The sequence below is a fragment of the Pseudomonas lurida genome (assembly GCF_002563895.1).
Classification (GTDB): Bacteria; Pseudomonadota; Gammaproteobacteria; order Pseudomonadales; family Pseudomonadaceae; genus Aquipseudomonas; species Aquipseudomonas lurida.
The window spans coordinates 3,009,709-3,027,492 of record NZ_PDJB01000001.1; the positions used below are offsets into that span (position 1 = coordinate 3,009,709).

14 protein-coding genes are annotated in these 17,784 nt (G+C 62.2%); 10 read left to right on the forward strand and 4 right to left on the reverse strand.

The features are described from left to right. The first annotated feature begins 49 nt into the window (after positions 1-49). The 5 genes from ATH90_RS13470 (at position 50) to ATH90_RS13490 (ending at position 6,350) form a co-directional block, all read left to right on the forward strand. Positions 50-418, forward strand: coding sequence for an AprI/Inh family metalloprotease inhibitor (locus ATH90_RS13470; protein WP_098466487.1), 369 nt, complete (start codon positions 50-52; stop codon positions 416-418). Between the two features lie 103 nt (positions 419-521). Further along, positions 522-2,273, forward strand: a complete 1,752-nt coding sequence (locus ATH90_RS13475; protein ID WP_034105386.1) for a type I secretion system permease/ATPase — start codon at positions 522-524, stop codon at positions 2,271-2,273. Then, positions 2,270-3,571, forward strand: coding sequence for an HlyD family type I secretion periplasmic adaptor subunit (locus tag ATH90_RS13480; RefSeq protein WP_069023846.1), 1,302 nt, complete (start codon positions 2,270-2,272; stop codon positions 3,569-3,571). The genes ATH90_RS13475 and ATH90_RS13480 overlap by 4 nt, the downstream gene beginning before the upstream one ends. A gap of 2 nt (positions 3,572-3,573) precedes the next feature. Beyond that, positions 3,574-4,902: a TolC family outer membrane protein gene (locus ATH90_RS13485; protein WP_098466488.1), complete on the forward strand. Its 1,329-nt coding sequence runs from the start codon at positions 3,574-3,576 to the stop codon at positions 4,900-4,902. Positions 4,903-4,940: 38 nt separating this feature from the next. Then, a complete protein-coding gene (locus ATH90_RS13490) occupies positions 4,941-6,350 on the forward strand; it encodes a polyurethane esterase (RefSeq protein ID WP_098466489.1) in 1,410 nt (469 codons plus the stop codon). A 66-nt stretch (positions 6,351-6,416) separates the two neighbouring features. Here the strand turns inward: ATH90_RS13490 and ATH90_RS13495 are convergent, their stop codons facing one another. Further along, a complete protein-coding gene (locus ATH90_RS13495; RefSeq protein WP_034105378.1) occupies positions 6,417-6,641 on the reverse strand; it encodes a YgdI/YgdR family lipoprotein in 225 nt (74 codons plus the stop codon). A gap of 186 nt (positions 6,642-6,827) precedes the next feature. Between ATH90_RS13495 and ATH90_RS13500 the strand changes: the two genes are divergently transcribed. From ATH90_RS13500 to ATH90_RS13510, 3 genes are all read left to right on the forward strand, one after another. After that, positions 6,828-8,474 (forward strand): VRR-NUC domain-containing protein, encoded by a 1,647-nt coding sequence (locus ATH90_RS13500; protein ID WP_098466490.1) that lies wholly within the window; start codon positions 6,828-6,830, stop codon positions 8,472-8,474. Then, positions 8,471-10,726 (forward strand): ATP-dependent DNA helicase, encoded by a 2,256-nt coding sequence (locus ATH90_RS13505; protein ID WP_098466491.1) that lies wholly within the window; start codon positions 8,471-8,473, stop codon positions 10,724-10,726. The genes ATH90_RS13500 and ATH90_RS13505 overlap by 4 nt, the downstream gene beginning before the upstream one ends. 80 nt (positions 10,727-10,806) lie before the next feature. Next, positions 10,807-11,739 (forward strand): alpha/beta fold hydrolase, encoded by a 933-nt coding sequence (locus ATH90_RS13510; protein WP_098466492.1) that lies wholly within the window; start codon positions 10,807-10,809, stop codon positions 11,737-11,739. On the opposite strand, the gene ATH90_RS13515 is transcribed toward ATH90_RS13510, so the two are convergent. Next, positions 11,702-13,168, reverse strand: a complete 1,467-nt coding sequence (locus ATH90_RS13515; protein ID WP_034105369.1) for a sensor histidine kinase — start codon at positions 13,166-13,168, stop codon at positions 11,702-11,704. The genes ATH90_RS13510 and ATH90_RS13515 overlap by 38 nt on opposite strands. Further along, positions 13,165-13,875 carry a response regulator transcription factor gene (locus ATH90_RS13520; protein ID WP_034105368.1) on the reverse strand — a complete coding sequence of 237 codons (711 nt, stop codon included), beginning with the start codon at positions 13,873-13,875 and terminating at the stop codon, positions 13,165-13,167. Before ATH90_RS13520 ends, ATH90_RS13515 begins: the two co-directional genes overlap by 4 nt. Positions 13,876-14,161: 286 nt before the next feature. Here ATH90_RS13520 and ATH90_RS13525 point away from each other — a divergent pair, with 286 nt between their 5' ends. Together ATH90_RS13525 and msrA are read left to right on the forward strand one after the other, a co-directional pair. After that, positions 14,162-15,904 carry a cytochrome c biogenesis protein DipZ gene (locus tag ATH90_RS13525; RefSeq protein WP_098466493.1) on the forward strand — a complete coding sequence of 581 codons (1,743 nt, stop codon included), beginning with the start codon at positions 14,162-14,164 and terminating at the stop codon, positions 15,902-15,904. Between the two features lie 161 nt (positions 15,905-16,065). After that, positions 16,066-16,761, forward strand: a complete 696-nt coding sequence (gene msrA / locus ATH90_RS13530; RefSeq protein ID WP_098466494.1) for a peptide-methionine (S)-S-oxide reductase MsrA — start codon at positions 16,066-16,068, stop codon at positions 16,759-16,761. A 72-nt stretch (positions 16,762-16,833) separates the two neighbouring features. Here msrA and ATH90_RS13535 read toward each other — a convergent pair whose 3' ends face one another. Beyond that, the gene (locus tag ATH90_RS13535; protein WP_034105362.1) at positions 16,834-17,784 is read right to left on the reverse strand and encodes an alpha-E domain-containing protein; all 951 of its coding nucleotides are present in this window, start codon (positions 17,782-17,784) and stop codon (positions 16,834-16,836) included.

Here is a 17,784-nt window from a genome sequence, read left to right on the forward strand (position 1 = left end):
TGCACGGGCGCGGCGCTTCGGCGCCGCGCTTTACGGCTGGAGCGTGAAGATGCAGCGTTTTTTCAATCTAGTCACTTGCGTATTGCAGGTGATGTTCGTGTCGGCAGGAGCCCACGCAATGGCGAGCAGTCTTGTATTACCCACCACCGCCCAGTTGGCCGGGCATTGGCAATTGCACCAGCAGGACCAGGTGTGCGCCCTGGACTTGCTGGAGCAGGCCAATGCCTTGGGCGGTGATGTGGCGTGTGTCGCGCAATGGCTGGGGGACAAGCCCCTGACCTGGACGCCAACGCCGGATGGTATATGGCTGATGAATGCCGAAGGCAGCGGGATTACCCACCTCAATCGGCAGAAAGAAGGCGAATATAAAGGTCGCACACCGACCGGCCTTGAAGTGGTATTGCAACGCACACCTTAGTTGCCGTTATAAGCTAATAACTTGATGTCATTAGTTGACCACCCTGTTGTGAGGGGCTGGGTCGACTATTGCGCGCAATTTGCTTCAGGGAAGATCAGAAACCATGGCGAAGTCCCATGCCGTCGCGCCGTTATTCAAGGCGCTGGGTGAATACAAGCGTATTTTGATCAGTGTGGGCTGTTTCACCGCATTGATTAACCTGCTGATGCTGGTGCCGTCGATTTACATGCTGCAAGTGTATGACCGTGTGCTGTCCTCCCAGAACGAAACCACCCTGGTGATGTTGACGTTGATGGTCGTGGGCTTCTTTGCATTTATTGGCCTGTTGGAGGTCATCCGTAGTTTTATCGTGATCCGTATTGGCAGCCAATTGGAGCGACGCTTCAACTTGCGCGTGTACAAGGCGGCGTTCGAACGCAACCTGCAGCGTGGTCAGGGGCATGCCGGGCAGTCCCTGGGCGATTTGACCCATATCCGCCAGTTCATCACCGGACCTGCGCTGTTCGCGTTTTTCGATGCGCCTTGGTTTCCCATCTACCTGTTTGTGATTTTCCTGTTCAACGTGTGGCTGGGCGTATTGGCCACGGCCGGTGCCGTGCTGCTGATCGGCCTGGCATGCCTGAATGAGTACCTGACCAAAAAGCCGCTGGGCGAAGCCAGCGGTTACTCCCAGCAATCCACGCAATTGGCCACCAGCCACTTGCACAACGCCGAGACCATCCAGGCCATGGGCATGCTCGGCGCGCTGCGCAGCCGCTGGTTTGCCGTGCATTCGCAGTTCCTTGGCCTGCAGAACAAGGCCAGCGATACCGGCTCGGTGATGACTTCCCTGAGCAAATCCCTGCGCCTGTGCCTGCAATCGCTGGTGCTTGGCCTAGGCGCCTTGCTGGTGATCCGAGGCGATATGACTGCCGGGATGATGATCGCCGGCTCTATCCTCATGGGCCGGGTGCTCAGCCCCATCGACCAGTTGATTGCAGTGTGGAAGCAATGGAGTTCGGCCAAGCTGGCCTATCAACGCCTGGATGACTTGCTGCGCGAGTTTCCCCCGGAGGTCGAGCAGATGAAACTGCCGGCGCCCAAGGGCCAGGTCAGTTTCGAACAGGTCAGTGCCGGCCCACCCGGACGGCGCGTGGCGACCTTGCACCAGGTCAGTTTCAACCTGGGCGCGGGTGAAGTGCTTGGCGTTCTTGGGGCGTCGGGCTCCGGCAAATCGACCCTGGCCCGTGTGCTGGTGGGAGTATGGCCAACGCTGGCCGGCACCGTGCGCCTGGATGGCGCAGACATTCACCGCTGGGACCGCGACGACCTTGGCCCGCACATTGGTTATTTGCCCCAGGACATCGAGCTGTTCAGTGGCAGCATTGCCGACAACATCGCGCGCTTTCGCGCGGCCGACCCCGAGCAGGTTGTGCGCGCCGCGCAGCAGGCCGGCGTGCATGAACTGATCCTGCGCTTGCCCCAGGGCTACGACACGGTGCTGGGAGACAACGGTGGCGGCCTGTCCGGTGGCCAGAAACAACGGGTGGCATTGGCACGGGCCCTGTACGGCGGGCCGCGCCTGATCGTGCTGGATGAGCCCAACTCCAACCTCGACACCGTCGGCGAGGCCGCCCTGGCCAGCGCCATTGTGCAGATGAAAGCCCAGGGCAGCAGTGTGGTGCTGGTGACCCATCGGTCGTCGGCGCTGGCCCAGGCCGACAAGTTGCTGGTGCTCAGCGAGGGGCATCTGCAGGCGTTCGGGCCCAGCCAGGAAGTGCTGCGGGCATTGTCCGGCCAGCAGGAAGCGCCGAAGGAGAAACCCGGCGTGAGTTTCAGTCGTCAGTACCCGGCCGCAAGGAACCCAGGCGCATGAGCAGCATCACTTTTGAACAACGCGACGCCACCTTTTTCGCCCGCATGGGCTGGCTGCTGACGCTGGTCGGTGCCGGCGGATTTTTCCTCTGGGCCAGCCTGGCGCCATTGGACCAGGGCATTCCGGTCCAGGGCACGGTGGTGGTGTCCGGCAAGCGCAAGGCGGTGCAAACGCTCAGCCCCGGTGTGGTCACCCGGATCCTGGTGAAGGAGGGCGAACGGGTGAAGCAAGGCCAGCCGCTGTTTCGGCTCGACCAGACCCAGCACCAGGCGGACGTGCAGTCCCTGCAAGCCCAGTACCGTATGGCCTGGGCCAGCGTGGCGCGCTGGCAGAGCGAGCGCGACAACCACGCCAGCATCCGCTTTCCCGCTGAGTTGAGTGCCAACCCCGACCCGGCCCTGGCGCTGGTGCTGGAAGGCCAGCGCCAGTTGTTCAGCAGCCGTCGCGAAGCCTTTGCCCGCGAGCAGGCCGGTATCCGCGCCAACATCGACGGCGCCACGGCGCAACTGGGTGGCATGCGCCGCGCCCGCAGTGACCTGACCGCCCAGGCGCAATCCCTGCGCGACCAGCTGAGCAACTTGCAACCCTTGGCCGACAACGGCTACATCCCGCGCAACCGCTTGATGGAATACCAGCGGCAGTTGTCGCAGGTGCAACAGGATCTCGCGCAGAACAGCGGTGAAAGTGGCCGCGTGGAGCAGGGCATCCTCGAATCGCGCCTGAAATTGCAGCAGCACAGCGAGGAATACCAAAAGGAAGTGCGCAGCCAGCTGGCCGACGCGCAATTGCGCAGCCTGACCCTGGAACAGCAACTCACTTCGGCCGGGTTTGACCTGCAACACAGCGAAATCAACGCGCCGGCGGATGGCATCGCGGTCAATCTCGGCGTGCACACCGAGGGCGCCGTGGTGCGTGCCGGTGAAACCCTGCTGGAAATCGTGCCCCAGGACACGCGCCTGGAGGTGGAAGGGCACTTGCCGGTGCACCTGGTGGACAAAGTCGGCACGCACCTGCCGGTCGATATCCTCTTCACCGCCTTCAACCAAAGCCGCACCCCCCGAGTGCCGGGGGAAGTCAGCCTGATTTCCGCCGACCAGATGCTCGATGAAAAGACCGGTGCGCCCTATTACGTGCTGCGCACCACTGTCAGCGACGCGGCACTGGAAAAACTCCATGGGCTGGTGATCAAGCCAGGCATGCCCGCCGAGATGTTCGTGCGCACCGGCGAGCGCTCGCTGCTCAACTACCTGTTCAAGCCGCTGCTCGACCGCGCCGGCTCCGCGCTGACCGAGGAATAGACATGAAGTACGTGTTTATCGCCTTGTTGTTGACCGGCACCACGGCCCAGGCCGCCATGGGCCCGTTCGATGTCTACGAGCAGGCCTTGCGTAACGATCCGGTATTCCTCGGTGCCATCAAGGAGCGCGACGCCGGCCTGGAAAACCGTGCCATCGGCCGCGCCGGCCTGCTGCCCAAGCTGTCCTACAACTACAACAAGGGCCGCAACAACTCCCAGGCCACGTTGCCGGACGGGCGCGGTGGCAATTATCACGACGACCGCAACTACAACAGCTACGGCTCCACCTTCAGCCTGCAACAGCCGCTGTTCGACTACGAGGCCTATGCCAACTACCGCAAGGGCGTGGCCCAGGCGCTATTTGCCGATGAAAGCTTTCGCGACAAGAGCCAGGCGCTGCTGGTGCGCGTGCTGACCTACTACACCCAGGCGCTGTTTGCCCAGGACCAGATCGATATCGCCCGTGCCAAGAAGCGGGCTTTCGAGCAGCAGTTCCAGCAAAACCGCCACCTGTTCCAGCAGGGCGAGGGCACTCGTACGGACATCCTGGAAGCCGAGTCACGTTACGAGCTGGCCACTGCTGAAGAGATCCAGGCGTTGGACGAGCAGGACGCGTCCTTGCGCGAACTCGGCGCGTTGATTGGCGTGCAGAGCGTCAACATCGATGACCTGGCGCCGCTGAACCAAGGCTTTGCCGCGTTCACCCTGACCCCAGCCAGCTATGACACCTGGCATGAACTGGCGATCAGCAACAACCCCACGCTGGCGTCCCAACGCCAGGCCCTGGAAGTGGCGCGTTATGAGGTGGAGCGCAACCGCGCCGGGCATTTGCCCAAGGTCACGGCGTATGCCAGCTCGCGCCAGCAGGAGTCCGACAGCGGCAACACCTACAACCAGCGCTATGACACCAACACCATTGGCGTCGAAGTCAGCCTGCCGCTGTACGCCGGTGGCGGTATCTCGGCGTCGACTCGCCAGGCCAGCCGCGCCATGGAGCAGGCCGAGTACGAGCTTGAGGGCAAGACCCGCGAAACCCTGATCGAACTGCGTCGGCAGTTCAGCGCCTGTCTGTCCGGGGTGAGCAAGTTGAGGGCGTATCAGAAGGCGCTGGTGTCGGCCGAGGCACTGGTGGTGTCGACCAAGCAAAGCATCCTCGGCGGCGAGCGGGTCAACCTCGATGCACTGAACGCCGAGCAGCAGCTCTACAGCACCCGTCGCGACCTGGCCCAGGCGCGGTACGACTACCTGATGGCCTGGACCAAGTTGCACTACTACGCCGGCAACCTGCGGGATACCGATTTGGCCAAGGTGGATGAGGCGTTTGGGCGTTGACGTTGGTTTTTGACAACAACAATAAGAGAGGCAATACCATGGGTGTTTTTGACTACAAGAACCTCGGCACCGAGGGCTCCAAAGCGTTGTTCGCCGATGCAATGGCGATCACGCTGTATACCTACCACAACCTGGATAACGGGTTTGCCGTGGGTTACCAGCACCATGGCCTGGGCGTCGGCTTACCGGCCACGCTGGTCGGCGCGCTGCTGGGCAGCACGGATTCCCAGGGAGTGATCCCGGGCATTCCCTGGAACCCGGATTCGGAAAAAGCCGCGTTGGACGCGGTGCAAAAGGCCGGTTGGACGCCGATCAGCGCGAGTGCCCTGGGCTACGGTGGCAAGGTCGATGCACGGGGTACGTTCTTCGGCGAGAAGGCGGGCTACACCACGGCCCAGGTCGAGGTGCTGGGCAAGTACGATGACGCCGGCAAGCTGCTGGAAATCGGCATCGGCTTTCGCGGCACCTCCGGGCCTCGGGAAACCCTGATCAGCGACTCCATCGGTGATGTGGTCAGCGATCTGCTCGCGGCGCTGGGGCCCAAGGACTACGCGAAGAACTACACCGGTGAAGCCTTTGGCGGCTTGCTCAAGAGTATCGCCGACTACGCCAGCGCCCACGGCTTGAGCGGCAAGGATGTGGTGGTCAGCGGGCACAGCCTGGGCGGCTTGGCCGTCAACAGCATGGCGGACTTGAGTGCTAACAAGTGGGGAGGCTTCTACACGGACGCCAACTATGTAGCCTACGCATCGCCGACCCAAAGTGCCGGCGACAAGGTGCTCAATGTCGGCTACGAGAACGACCCGGTGTTCCGTGCGCTGGACGGCTCGTCGTTCAACCTGCCGTCCTTGGGTGTGCATGACAAACCCCATGAATCGACCACCGACAACATCGTCAGCTTCAACGACCACTACGCCTCGACGTTGTGGAATGTGCTGCCGTTTTCCATCGTCAACCTGCCGACGTGGATATCGCACCTGCCCACCGGCTATGGCGATGGCATGACGCGCATTCTCGAGTCCGGGTTCTACGAGCAGATGACCCGTGACGCCACGGTGATCGTCGCCAACCTGTCCGACCCGGCGCGGGCCAACACGTGGGTGCAGGACCTCAACCGCAACGCCGAGCCGCACAAGGGCAATACCTTCATCATAGGCAGTGACGGCAATGACTTGATCCAAGGAGGGAAGGGCGCTGACTTTATCGAGGGTGGCAAGGGTAACGACACGATCCGCGATAACAGTGGGCATAACACCTTTTTGTTCAGCGGGCATTTTGGCCAGGACCGGGTGATTGGGTATCAGCCAACGGATAAGCTGGTGTTCAAAGGGGTGGAGGGGGACGTGGATTACCGTGAGCACGGCGGGGATACGATAATCAGTGTTGGTGGGGACTCGGTGACGCTGGTAGGGGTGAGCGGCGGGTTGGGAGAGGTGCTGATCGGCTAGGGCTGGGTTGCGCTTAACCCTGTGGGAGCGGGCTTGCCCGCTCCCACATTTGATTGGCGGTGTTGCTTAGTCTTCCTTGCGTACGGTGGCGACGTCGTCAGCCTTGACCCGTACACGCTTGCCGGCGATGTCGGTGAATTCATAGAAACCGTCGGCGGTCTTGGTTTTTGGGGTGTCCTTGGTCAAATATTGTGTGCCGTTTTGCAGTGTCACTACGGTTTGCGTCGTGCAACCGGCCACTACCAGAAAAGTGAGTACAACCAGTGGCAGACCCAAATTCTTCATGTTCATAACCCTTACCTTAACCTTGAAAAGTCCCACGCCAGACGCCGTGGGCGACAAATGTTACGCCATCGACTTCCCCATCTGATCACTTTTATGCAAAAAGTTGCAGGCGCCATTTATCTGTTACCGATTGCAACCTGGCATTTGCGACGGCACTCTGTATGCATAACCAGTATTTGATCGCTGCGCGCCATGGCCAATCCCCTCGAAGAACCGCTCTATTACCTGCACAACTTCCGCCAGGTCCTGCAATGGCTGGGGCAACGCTATGCGGATCTGCTCGACGCGGACGAACAGCATTTCATTCAGCAATTTGACAGGTTGCCGCAAGCGTCCCAGGCGCTATTGGTGCGCATGGTGATGCGTAAGGGCGTGCATTTTCGAGCGGGCAAGCTCAATTACGGCGAGATAGGTTGCACCCACGCGGCGGTCGGGCCATTGCTTGCACTGGGATGGGTTGACGACGAATGCCTGCTGGCTTTTGAAGAACTGTTCGCCTTGCTGCAAAAAGGCGAAATCCTCGCTGCGTTCAAGCCTTGGATCGACCAGCCCAAAGGCAAGAAAGCCGACTGGCTGGAAGGGTTGTCGGCGCACTTTACCGACAGCCGCTGCTTTGCCAACTGGTGCCCCGACCTTGCCGACACGTTGTACAGCCTCACGGTGATGGCGCTGTGTGATCGCCTGCGCCTGATGTTCTTTGGCAACCTGCATCAGGACTGGTCCGAGTTCGTCCTGGCTGACCTGGGCATCTACACCTATGAAAAAGTCGAGTTCTGCGCCGAATCCCGTGGCCTGCGCAGCCGTGACGACGTGCATGGGTTTTTGTTCCTGCACCAGTGCCAGCAGGCCTTTGAAGCCGGTGATGCGCTGGAGGAAGTACTGGCACAGGTCGCAACGTTGGAAACGGATAACCCCTGGTTGGAAAAGCGCCGCGCCAAGCTGTTATTCCAGGTGGGTCAATATTGCGAGCGCACGGCCGAATTGGCACTGGCGCAACGCATTTATCGCACCTGCGCCTATCCCGGTGCTCGCTCGCGGCTGATCCGTGTGCTGGAGCGCCAGGAGGACTACGTACACGCCATGGCCCTGGCGAATATCGCCCAGCAGGCCCCGGAGAGCGCCGCCGAACAGCAGCACTTGCTGCGTGTGGTGCCACGCCTGCGACGCAAACTCGGGGAGCCGGCATTGCCCAAGGTCAAGCCACGGCCCGTCACGCGCCTGGACCTGGCCCTCGCGTTACCGGAGCCGTCGATGTCGGTGGAGTATTGCGTGCAGGCACATCTGAGCGAGCCCGATGGGCCGGTGCACTACGTTGAGAACGGCTTGATCAACTCGTTGTTCGGCCTGCTGTGCTGGGACGTGATCTTCGCGCCGCTGCCAGGTTCGTTTTTCCACCCGTTCCAGCGCGGGCCTGCGGATTTGCACAGCGAAGACTTCCACCTGCGCCGCGCACCGCTGTTCGCCGCCTGCTTCGAGCAACTGCAGGACGAGCGCTACAAGACCACCATTCGCCAACGCTATGCCGAAAAGTGGGGCATCCAGTCGCCCTTCGTGTTCTGGCACCTGCTCAGCGAAGAGCTGCTGGAACAGGCCCTGGCCTGCCTGCCCGCTGAACACCTGCGCTACTGGTTCGAGCGGCTGCTGCTGGACATCCGCGCCAACCGTGCCGGCATGCCGGACCTGATCCAGTTCTGGCCCGCGCAAAAGACGTACCGCATGATCGAGGTCAAGGGCCCCGGCGACCGGCTTCAGGACAACCAGTTGCGCTGGCTGGAGTTCTGCGGCGAATACCAGATGCCGGTGACGGTCTGCTATGTGCGCTGGGCAGCGTCCGCTTGAGCTACAGCGTTGCCGTGCGTGCACTGTGTGAGTTCACGGCCAAGGTCGGTGACCTGGACCTGCGCTTCACGCCGTCGCCCAGCGCCCAGGAAGGCATTGTCGGCCACCGCACCGTCGCCTCGCGGCGCAGCCAGCACTACCAGAATGAAGTGGCACTCGAAGGTGAGTACCAGCAACTCAAGGTGCGGGGCAGGGCAGACGGCTACGACCCGGACGCCAACCGCCTGGAAGAAGTGAAAACCTATCGCGGCGACCTTGATGCGCAGCCCACCAACCACCGGCAATTGCATTGGGCCCAGGTCAAAGTCTATGGCTGGTTGATGTGCCAGAAGCTTGGCCTGCCTGAGATCGACCTGGCGCTGGTGTACTTCGATATCGTCGGCGAAGGCGAAACGGTGCTCAACCAACGCTTTCAAGCCACCGAGCTGGAACCGTTCTTCAACCAGCAATGCGCACTGTTCCTCGGTTGGGCCCAACAGGAAATGGCGCACCGTGAAGCGCGCAACAGCGCCGCGCAAAGCCTGGTGTTCCCCCATATCGGTTTCCGTGCCGGCCAGCGTTCCCTTGCCGAATCGGTGTACAAGGCCGTCAGTACTGGCCGCTGCTTGATGGCCCAGGCACCGACGGGCATCGGCAAGACCATCGGCACGATTTTCCCTTTGCTCAAGGCCCTGGCGCCCCAGCAACTGGACAAGCTGTTTTTCCTCACCGCCAAGACGCCCGGCCGCAAGCTCGCCCTGGATGCCGCCCAAGTGCTGTATGCCAGCAGTCCCCACCTGCCTCTGCGCGTGCTGGAGCTGGTGGCGCGAGACAAAGCCTGCGAACACTTGGACAAAGCCTGTCACGGCGATTCCTGCCCCTTGGCCAAGGGCTTCTACGACCGGTTGCCCGCTGCGCGTATCGCCGCGTCGAAGGTGCGCCTGCTGGACCAGCGCAACCTGCGCGAGGTGGCGCTGGCCCATGACGTCTGCCCCTATTACCTGAGCCAGGAAATGGCGCGCTGGGCCGACCTGGTGGTCGCCGACTACAACTACTATTTCGACTTTGGCGCCATGCTGTTCGGCCTGGCACAGCTCAACCAGTGGCGCGCGGCCGTGCTGGTGGACGAGGCGCACAACCTGGTCGAGCGCGCCCGCTCCATGTACAGCGCCAGCCTGGACCAGTACCACCTCAAGACCCTGCGTGACACCGCGCCCGAGCCCTTGAAGAAACCCTTGCAGCGCCTCAACCGTGAGTGGAACGCGCTGCACAAGGACCAACTTGCGCCGTACCAGGCCTATGCCGTGCGACCGGAAAAACTGCTGCTGGCCCTGAGCATGTGTGCCAGTAGCATGGGCGAGTATTTCAATGACCATCCCGACGCGCTCAGTGGCGACCTGCAAACCTTCTATTTTGACGTGCTGCAATTTGCCAAGGTCGCCGAGCTGTTCAACGAACACTTCATTTTCGACATCAGCAAGCGCCAGCTCAGCGGCAAACGCAGCAGTTCTACCCTGTGCCTGCGCAACGTGGTGCCCGCTGAGTTTCTCCGCCCACGGTTGACCGCGGCCCGCAGCAGCGTGTTGTTCTCCGCGACCCTGAGCCCGCGGCATTACTACGCCGACCTGCTGGGCTTGCCGGCTGACACGGCGTGGGTCGATGTGGAGTCGCCGTTCAAGGCCGAGCAATTGCAGGTGCGTATCGTCGCTGAAATCTCCACGCGTTTTGTCCATCGCCACGCCTCGCTGGCACCCATCGTTGAGCTGATCGCCCGCCAGTACACGCAGCAGCCTGGCAATTACCTGGCATTTTTCTCAAGCTTTGATTACCTGCAGCAGGTGGCGCAACTGCTGGCCGAGCGGCATCCGCACATCACCCTGTGGCAGCAGTCGCGTGGCATGGCCGAGGCCGAGCGCCAGGCGTTCCTCGACCAATTCACCGAACACAGCCAGGGCATCGGTTTTGCCGTGCTCGGCGGCGCCTTTGGCGAAGGCATCGACCTGCCCGGCGCCCGCTTGATCGGCGCCTTCATCGCCACGCTAGGGTTGCCCCAACTCAACCCGGTCAACGAGCAGATGAAACTGCGCATGGGCGCTATCTTCGGCGCGGGCTATGACTACACCTACCTGTACCCCGGCCTGCAGAAAGTGGTGCAGGCCGCGGGCAGGGTGATCCGCAGCCAGCAGGACCGTGGCGTGGTGGTGTTGATCGACGACCGTTTCGGCGAGGCGCGGGTACGTCAGTTGTTGCCCCGTTGGTGGGCGGTTGCATGAGTTATTCCCGCCATCAATGATGCTGGTGGCTGTGTAAGCCATGCTGCAGGCTGGGCAACACCTTCGAAAAGGTTATGCCCATGAGCCAGCAACTAATCCACGTCAACGGTATTGAGCTAAGCGTTCACATTGCCGGCCCCGAGCACGGCTCGCCGATTTGGCTGCTGCACGGTTTTCCGGAGTGCTGGCATTCCTGGCGCGAGCAGATTCCTGTCCTGGCGGCGGCGGGCTATCGGGTGTTTGCCCCGCAAATGCGCGGCTACGGCCAGTCAAGTTCGCCGGCCGAGGTCGCCGATTATGATCTGCTGACGTTGTGTGGCGATATCCAGCAGGCCATGGATTACTTTGGCCATGGGAAGGTGGTGATGGTCGGCCACGACTGGGGCGCGGTCGTGGCCTGGCACCTGGCGTTGCTCGAACCTGGGCGCGTCTCGCGCTTGATCACGATGTCGGTGCCTTTTGCCGGGCGTGCGCGGCGGCCGGTGATTGAAATCATGCGCGAGCTGTACGCCGATCGCTTCAACTACATCCTGTATTTCCAGGAACCAGGCGTCGCCGAGCAGGAATTGAACGCCGATATCGAGCGTACCTTGCGCCTGTTCATGCAGGATCAGGATGTGTTCCTGCAAAGGAAACCGGCGAACGCCACGTTGCTTGAAGGCGTTGCGGCCCCCGGTGCCTTGCCGCAATGGTGTTCCCAGGCGGACCTGGACGTCTACGTCAACACCTTCGTCGCGCATGGGTTTCGCGGCCCATTGAACTGGTACCGCAACTTCGAGCGTAACTGGCAACGTACCGAAAGCCTGGCCGGCAAGCAGGTGCTGCAACCTACGCTGTTCCTGATCGGCGACCGTGACCCGGTCGGGGTGTTCGAGGCCCACACGCTCAAGCGCATGCCGGACTCAGTGCCTCACCTTGAGCAGCATGTGCTGCCCAACTGCGGGCACTGGATCCAGAACGAGCAGGGGCAGCGGGTCAACGCGCTGATGCTCGGGTTTCTAGGGAGAACATAAAGGTCGCCCCATGGCCTGGGCGGTCCACCAGGCCAATGCTGCGCCCGTGCAGTTGCAGGATGCGATGCACGATGCGCAAGCCCAGGCCACCGTCGCGTCGCGCGCCACCGATGGTAAACGCCCTCAGGAACAAGCCTTCGCGCAGTTCGGTGTCGATACCCGGGCCGCTGTCACTGACAGTGATGGCGACTGCGCAGGCTTGCGGCGACAGGATCACCTCGATTTCGCCATTCACCGGTGTATGGCGCAGGGCGTTATCCAGCAGGTTGGTCAGTACCCGTTCGATCAGGCCCAGGTCAGCGAATACCGTCGGTACCTGCGGCGGCAGGGTCGCGGTGAGCGTGATGGCCCGCGCCTCGGCGGTCAGTTCGAATTTCTGGAAGATGTCCTGCACCAGGTCCGGCAATGAAAAACCTTCGATCACCGGCTGTACGAAGCCATGCTCCAGACGCACCAACTCCAGCAGCGACTGGGCCAGGCCGCCGACCTTGCGGCTCTGGTCCAACGCAATGCCCAGATAGCGGCGACGCTCCTCAGGGCTCAGGCTGGCATCTTTGAGTGACAGGGTTTCCAGGTAGCCGTGCAGCGAGGCCAACGGCGTGCGCAGGTCATGGGAGATATTGGCGACCATCTCCCGCCGTTCCTGGTCCTGGTGGGTGATGGCGCGCCATTGTTCGCCGAGGCGGTTTTGCATCTTTACAAAGGCGTGGTCGAGTACGGCAATTTCGTCGCTGCTGTTGAATTCGCGTGCAGTCGGTTCGGCGGGTTCGGGGGCGCCGTTGATGTCAAACTGGCCCACTTTGTCGGTGAGCTGGCGCAATGGCCGGGTGATCCAGGCAAAGGCAATCAGCCCGGCCATCAAGCAGAGCAGGGCGACCAGGCCGATGGACCACAGTGCGATCTTCAGCGCCATGCCGGTGGCGTCCTTGGCGTCGTACACGTCATGGGCTTCGCCGAGCAGCACTACATACAGGAAACCGGCTTGCTGGCCGCCGACCTTGAGCGGCGCCGCGCTGAATACCTTGCGGCCATCGGCGCTGCGCGGGTCGTCCCCGAGAATCGGCAGCATGGCCCCGCTGAGGAAGCGCCGAATGGGCGCCAGGTCCACGTGGTCACGCCGCATATGCCCGCTGGGCGCTGCGTTGCCGACCACGCGGCCATCAATGTCGAGCAGGTACACCTCGACGCTGGGGTTGACCAGCATCAGTTGGCTGAACAGATTGCGCACTGCGTCGGGCTTGAGGCCGTCGGCGTCCATGAGCTGGGTGTCGCGGGCAATATGGGCTGCCAGGTCGCGGGACAGGCCTTGCACCACCTCCAGCTCGTGCATGTGATTGGAGCGTACCTGCAGCCAGGCGGAGGTGCCGCTGCAGATCAGCAGCAACACGGCGAACACCACCGACAGGCGCTGGGTCAGGCTGAGCTTCATGGCGGGCTCTCGGCAAACTTATAGCCACGGCCCCACACCGTGAGGATGCGTGCCGGATTGGCCGGGTCGGCCTCGACCTTGGCGCGCAGGCGGTTGATGTGAGTATTGACCGTGTGCTCGTAGCCTTCGTGACTGTAGCCCCACACCGCGTTGAGCAGGTCCATGCGCGAAAACACCTTGCCTGGCTGGCGAGCGAAGAAGTACAGCAGGTCGAATTCCCGTGGGGTGAGGTCCAGCCGTTGGCCTTGCAAGGTGACGTCGCGGGTCAGCGGGTTGATGAACAATTGACCGAGATCGAGGCTGCCGGCGTCCATCTTCAGGTTGCGCGCCATGGCGTCTACGCGGCGCAACAGGGCCTTCACGCGGGCAACCAGCTCCGGCAGGGAGAACGGCTTGGCCAGGTAATCATCCGCACCCAGCTCCAGGCCGAGGATGCGGTGCAATTCGCTGGAGCGCGCGCTGGTGATGATGATCGGTGTGTAGCGCGTCATGGCGCGGGCACGCCGGCAGATCTCAAGGCCGTCGACGCCGGGCAGCATCAGGTCAAGGACCAGCGCATCCCAACCGCCTTGCTCCAGCAGGCGCAGGCCTTCGTTACCGTCGGCACTGTGCACCACTTCGAACTGTTCATCACGCAGGTGCAGGCAGATCAGGTCGGCAATATGCGCATCGTCCTCGACCACCAGGACACGTTTGGGCTGTTCCATGCAGGGAAACCTTCGCTTGTCGTCCGCCTATTGTGCGGCTTTTACAACCGTGTAGTTATCACGAATTGTTTAACTCTGCGTGAGGATTCCGCGACCGCCATACGCGCATGATCACCTCACTGCCTCAAGTGAGCACTGCTCATCACGGGTGCCTTGCCTGCCATGAATGGGAGAGCCCCATGGACTCACGCCGACAAATCCTCCTGGCCAGCGGCCTGCCCAAGCAGCCCAACAGGGTCACCGAGGCTTAAGCCGATGTTTTTTCATTCGTATAAGGGAAGATCCCATGTGGCTGCTGGTTCTCGCGTATCTGGGCGGTGTGCTGACCATCGTCAGCCCGTGCATCCTGCCTGTTCTGCCTTTTGTCTTCGCTCGCACCGGGCAGCCGTTTTTGCGCAGTGGCTTGCCGCTGTTAGCGGGGATGGCGGTGACATTCGCCCTGGTGGCCTCGCTGGCGGCAGTGGGCGGCGGTTGGGTGGTGCAAGTCAATCAATACGGGCGCTGGCTCGCGTTGCTGTGCGTTGCCCTGTTCGGACTCACGCTATTGCTGCCGCAACTGTCGGAGCGCCTGACGCGCCCACTGGTCGCCGCCGGCAGTCGCCTGTCGGCAGCCGCCGGGGCCGATGCCAGGCCGCGACCGGGGGCGTCGTTCCTGATCGGCGTGGCCACCGGGCTGCTGTGGGCACCCTGCGCCGGGCCGATCCTGGGGCTGGTGCTCACCGGCGCCGCGCTGCAGGGCGCCAGCATCGGTACTACCTTGCTGTTGCTGGCCTACGCCGCCGGTGCTGCCACCTCCCTCGCGCTGGCCTTGCTGGTCGGCGGTAAAGTCTTTGGCTTGATGAAGAAGTCCCTCGGCGCCGGCGAATGGCTGCGCCGTGGCTTGGGTGCGCTGATGCTGGCCGGTGTGGCCGCTATCGCGCTGGGCTTGGACACCGGCGTGCTGTCGCGGCTATCGACCGCATCCACCGGTGGCCTGGAACAGAGCCTGGTGGACGAGCTCAGTGCCAAGCCGGAACAAAAGGGCGGGGCGATGATGGCCGCCGCCAACCACAGCGACACGCTGCCGATCGAAGGCACGCTGCCACCGCTGGAGGGCGCCGTGCAATGGCTCAACAGCCCGCCACTCACTGCCGAAGCGCTCAAGGGCAAGGTGGTGCTGGTGGATTTCTGGACCTATTCCTGCATCAACTGCCTGCGCACCTTGCCGTACGTGAAAGCCTGGGCCGAGAAATACCGCGACCAGGGCCTGGTGGTGATTGGCGTGCATGCGCCGGAATTCGCCTTTGAACGTGATGTCAGCAACGTCACCAAGGCCATGAAGGACCTGGGCATCACTTACCCGGTGGCGATCGACAACGCCTATAAGATCTGGCGCGCGTTCGACAACCAGTACTGGCCGGCCCACTACTTTGCCGACGCCAAGGGCCAGATTCGCTACCACCACTTTGGAGAAGGCGACTACGCCGAGTCCGAGCGTGTGATCCAGCAACTGCTGCGTGAAGCCGGTGCCAGGAATGTCGCGGGTGGCTTGATCCAAGCCGATGCCAAGGGCGTACAGCAGGCGCCGGACATGAACGAAGTGCAGTCGCCGGAAACCTACCTGGGCTTCCAGCGCGCCGAGAACTTCATCAGCACGGGCACCCTGGCCACCAACCAGGTGGCGAACTACCCGGCCGCCGGCAACCTGGCCTTGAACCATTGGACCCTGGAAGGCCAATGGAACGTCGGTGGCCAGCAAGCCACCCTCGACCAGCCGGGTGGTCGCATCGTTTACCGTTTTCACGCCCGTGACCTGCACTTGGTGCTCGGCCCTGGCGCCGATGGCAAGCCGGTGCGCTTCAACGTCACGGTCGACGGCCAGGCCCCCGGTGATGCCCACGGCACCGATGTAGCACCGGATGGCAGCGGCACCGTCACCGAACAGCGCCTGTACCAACTGGTGCGACAGCCAGGGGCGGTGCAGGACCATACCTTCACTATCGAATTCCTCGACCCGAACGTGGCGGCCTACGCCTTCACCTTCGGCTGACCCACTCGAAACATGAAGTGAAGACCCAACCCTTGTGGAAGCCGGCTTGCTCGCGAAGGCGTTAGACCTGTGAATACGTCTGTGACGTTCAGACCGCTTTCGCGAGCAAGCCCGCGCCCACAATTTGGCCCCATTTATTCAGTTGCACTGGAGTGACTGCAATGAAACTTCTGAAGTATTTACCCGTGTTTGCCTTCGCCGCCTTTATCGGCCAAACCCCAGCGTTCTCCTTCGGCGCCTCCGAGGATGCCGTGGCGATCGCCCCTCCGACGCTGGACCTACCCACCGACTCCGGCAACCTGCAAACCGCTGTATTCGCGGGGGGGTGTTTCTGGGGTGTCCAAGGGGTGTTCCAGCACGTTCAGGGGGTAAAGAACGCCGTCTCCGGCTATGACGGCGGCGCCGCGAGCACCGCGCAATATGAGTCCGTCAGTGACGGCGATACCGGCCATGCCGAGTCGGTTGCAGTCACCTACGACCCGAGCACAGTCACCTACGGCAAATTGCTGCAGATCTATTTCTCGGTCGCCCACAACCCCACCGAACTCAACCGCCAGGGCCCCGACACCGGCACCCAATACCGCTCGGCGATCTTCGCGCAGAACGCCGAACAGCAAAAAGTCGCCCAGGCCTACATCGCCCAACTGGACGCGGCCAAGGCCTTCGATAAACCCATCGTCACCCAGATCGAGATGGGCAAGCCGTTCTACCCGGCGGAGTCCTATCACCAGGATTTCCTCACCGAGAATCCGTCGTACCCCTATATTGTGATCAATGATTTACCCAAAGTGGCACAGCTCAAAAAACTGTTTCCCGACCAATACCGCGCCGAGCCCGTGCTGGTAAAGAACCAGTAGGCACACACGCCCTGCAGGCGTCCGGCTTGCCCGCGCTATCGCCGGCAAGGCAGACGCCTGCAAGGTTGTGGTCTACACGACTTCCAGATACGAACTGTGTATCGCCCGTGCCAGCTCGCGCACCATGTCGATGAAGTCCGTGAGGCGGCTATGCAGCCCATCCTCCAGGATCTCATCAATGCCCGTATACCTCAGCCGAGCTTCGAATTCGGCGGCGAGTCGCTGCGCGGTCCTGCCATAACTGCCGGGTAGATCGGCCAGGATATGGCTCAATTCCTCGATGCACGCATGCAACGAACGCGGCACGTCGCTGCGCAGCAACAGAAGTTCCGACACTGACCGCGCATTCAACGCGTTCGGGTACAGCTCGGTGTAGGCCTCGAACGACGACAATGCGCGGAGCAGGGCACTCCACTGGTAATAACCGCGTGCCGACAAGTCGCTGACTTCTTCCGACTCTTCGCCAAACATCTCGTAACGCGCGTCCAGTAACCGCAGGGTGTTATCCGCGCGTTCGACAAAGGTGCCCAGGCGGATAAACCGGTAGGCGTCATTGCGCATGATCGTCCCGGAGGTCGCTCCGCGAAACAGGTGCGAACGCTGCTTGACCCAATCACAGAAGTGGCTGATGCCGTGCCGCGCCAGGCCGCCAGCGGCGATGCTGCGCATTTCCAGCCAGGTGGCGTTGAGGTTTTCCCACATGTCGGCGGTGATGCGCCCACGGACCGCGTGGGCATTGCCGCGTGCGGCGCGCAGGCAGTTATAGATGCTGGCGGGGTTTTCTTCGTCGAGGGCGAAGAAGTGCAGCATGCGTTCGGCGTCCAGCTGTTTATGACGCTCCAGGTAACTGTCCAGGGTGCCGCTGCTGAGCAACGACATTGCCAGCTCATCCAGCCCATCGCTGCGCCCGGCCTGGGGCATCAACGACAGCGAGTAACTGACTTCCAGCATGCGCGCCAGGTTCTCGGCACGCTCCAGGTAGCGGGACATCCAGTACAGATCTGCGGCGGTTCTACTCAACAT

What these genes read in the sequence shown, in the direction of transcription:
- ATH90_RS13470 (WP_098466487.1), top strand. Translation starts at nt 50, where the DNA reads ATGCAGCGTTTTTTCAATCTAGTCACTTGCGTATTGCAGGTGATGTTC.
- ATH90_RS13475 (WP_034105386.1), top strand. Translation starts at nt 522, where the DNA reads ATGGCGAAGTCCCATGCCGTCGCGCCGTTATTCAAGGCGCTGGGTGAA.
- ATH90_RS13480 (WP_069023846.1), top strand. Translation starts at nt 2,270, where the DNA reads ATGAGCAGCATCACTTTTGAACAACGCGACGCCACCTTTTTCGCCCGC.
- ATH90_RS13485 (WP_098466488.1), top strand. Translation starts at nt 3,574, where the DNA reads ATGAAGTACGTGTTTATCGCCTTGTTGTTGACCGGCACCACGGCCCAG.
- ATH90_RS13490 (WP_098466489.1), top strand. Translation starts at nt 4,941, where the DNA reads ATGGGTGTTTTTGACTACAAGAACCTCGGCACCGAGGGCTCCAAAGCG.
- ATH90_RS13495 (WP_034105378.1), bottom strand. Translation starts at nt 6,641, where the DNA reads ATGAACATGAAGAATTTGGGTCTGCCACTGGTTGTACTCACTTTTCTG.
- ATH90_RS13500 (WP_098466490.1), top strand. Translation starts at nt 6,828, where the DNA reads ATGGCCAATCCCCTCGAAGAACCGCTCTATTACCTGCACAACTTCCGC.
- ATH90_RS13510 (WP_098466492.1), top strand. Translation starts at nt 10,807, where the DNA reads ATGAGCCAGCAACTAATCCACGTCAACGGTATTGAGCTAAGCGTTCAC.
- ATH90_RS13515 (WP_034105369.1), bottom strand. Translation starts at nt 13,168, where the DNA reads ATGAAGCTCAGCCTGACCCAGCGCCTGTCGGTGGTGTTCGCCGTGTTG.
- ATH90_RS13520 (WP_034105368.1), bottom strand. Translation starts at nt 13,875, where the DNA reads ATGGAACAGCCCAAACGTGTCCTGGTGGTCGAGGACGATGCGCATATT.
- ATH90_RS13525 (WP_098466493.1), top strand. Translation starts at nt 14,162, where the DNA reads ATGTGGCTGCTGGTTCTCGCGTATCTGGGCGGTGTGCTGACCATCGTC.
- msrA (WP_098466494.1), top strand. Translation starts at nt 16,066, where the DNA reads ATGAAACTTCTGAAGTATTTACCCGTGTTTGCCTTCGCCGCCTTTATC.
- ATH90_RS13535 (WP_034105362.1), bottom strand. Translation starts at nt 17,784, where the DNA reads ATGTTGAGTAGAACCGCCGCAGATCTGTACTGGATGTCCCGCTACCTG.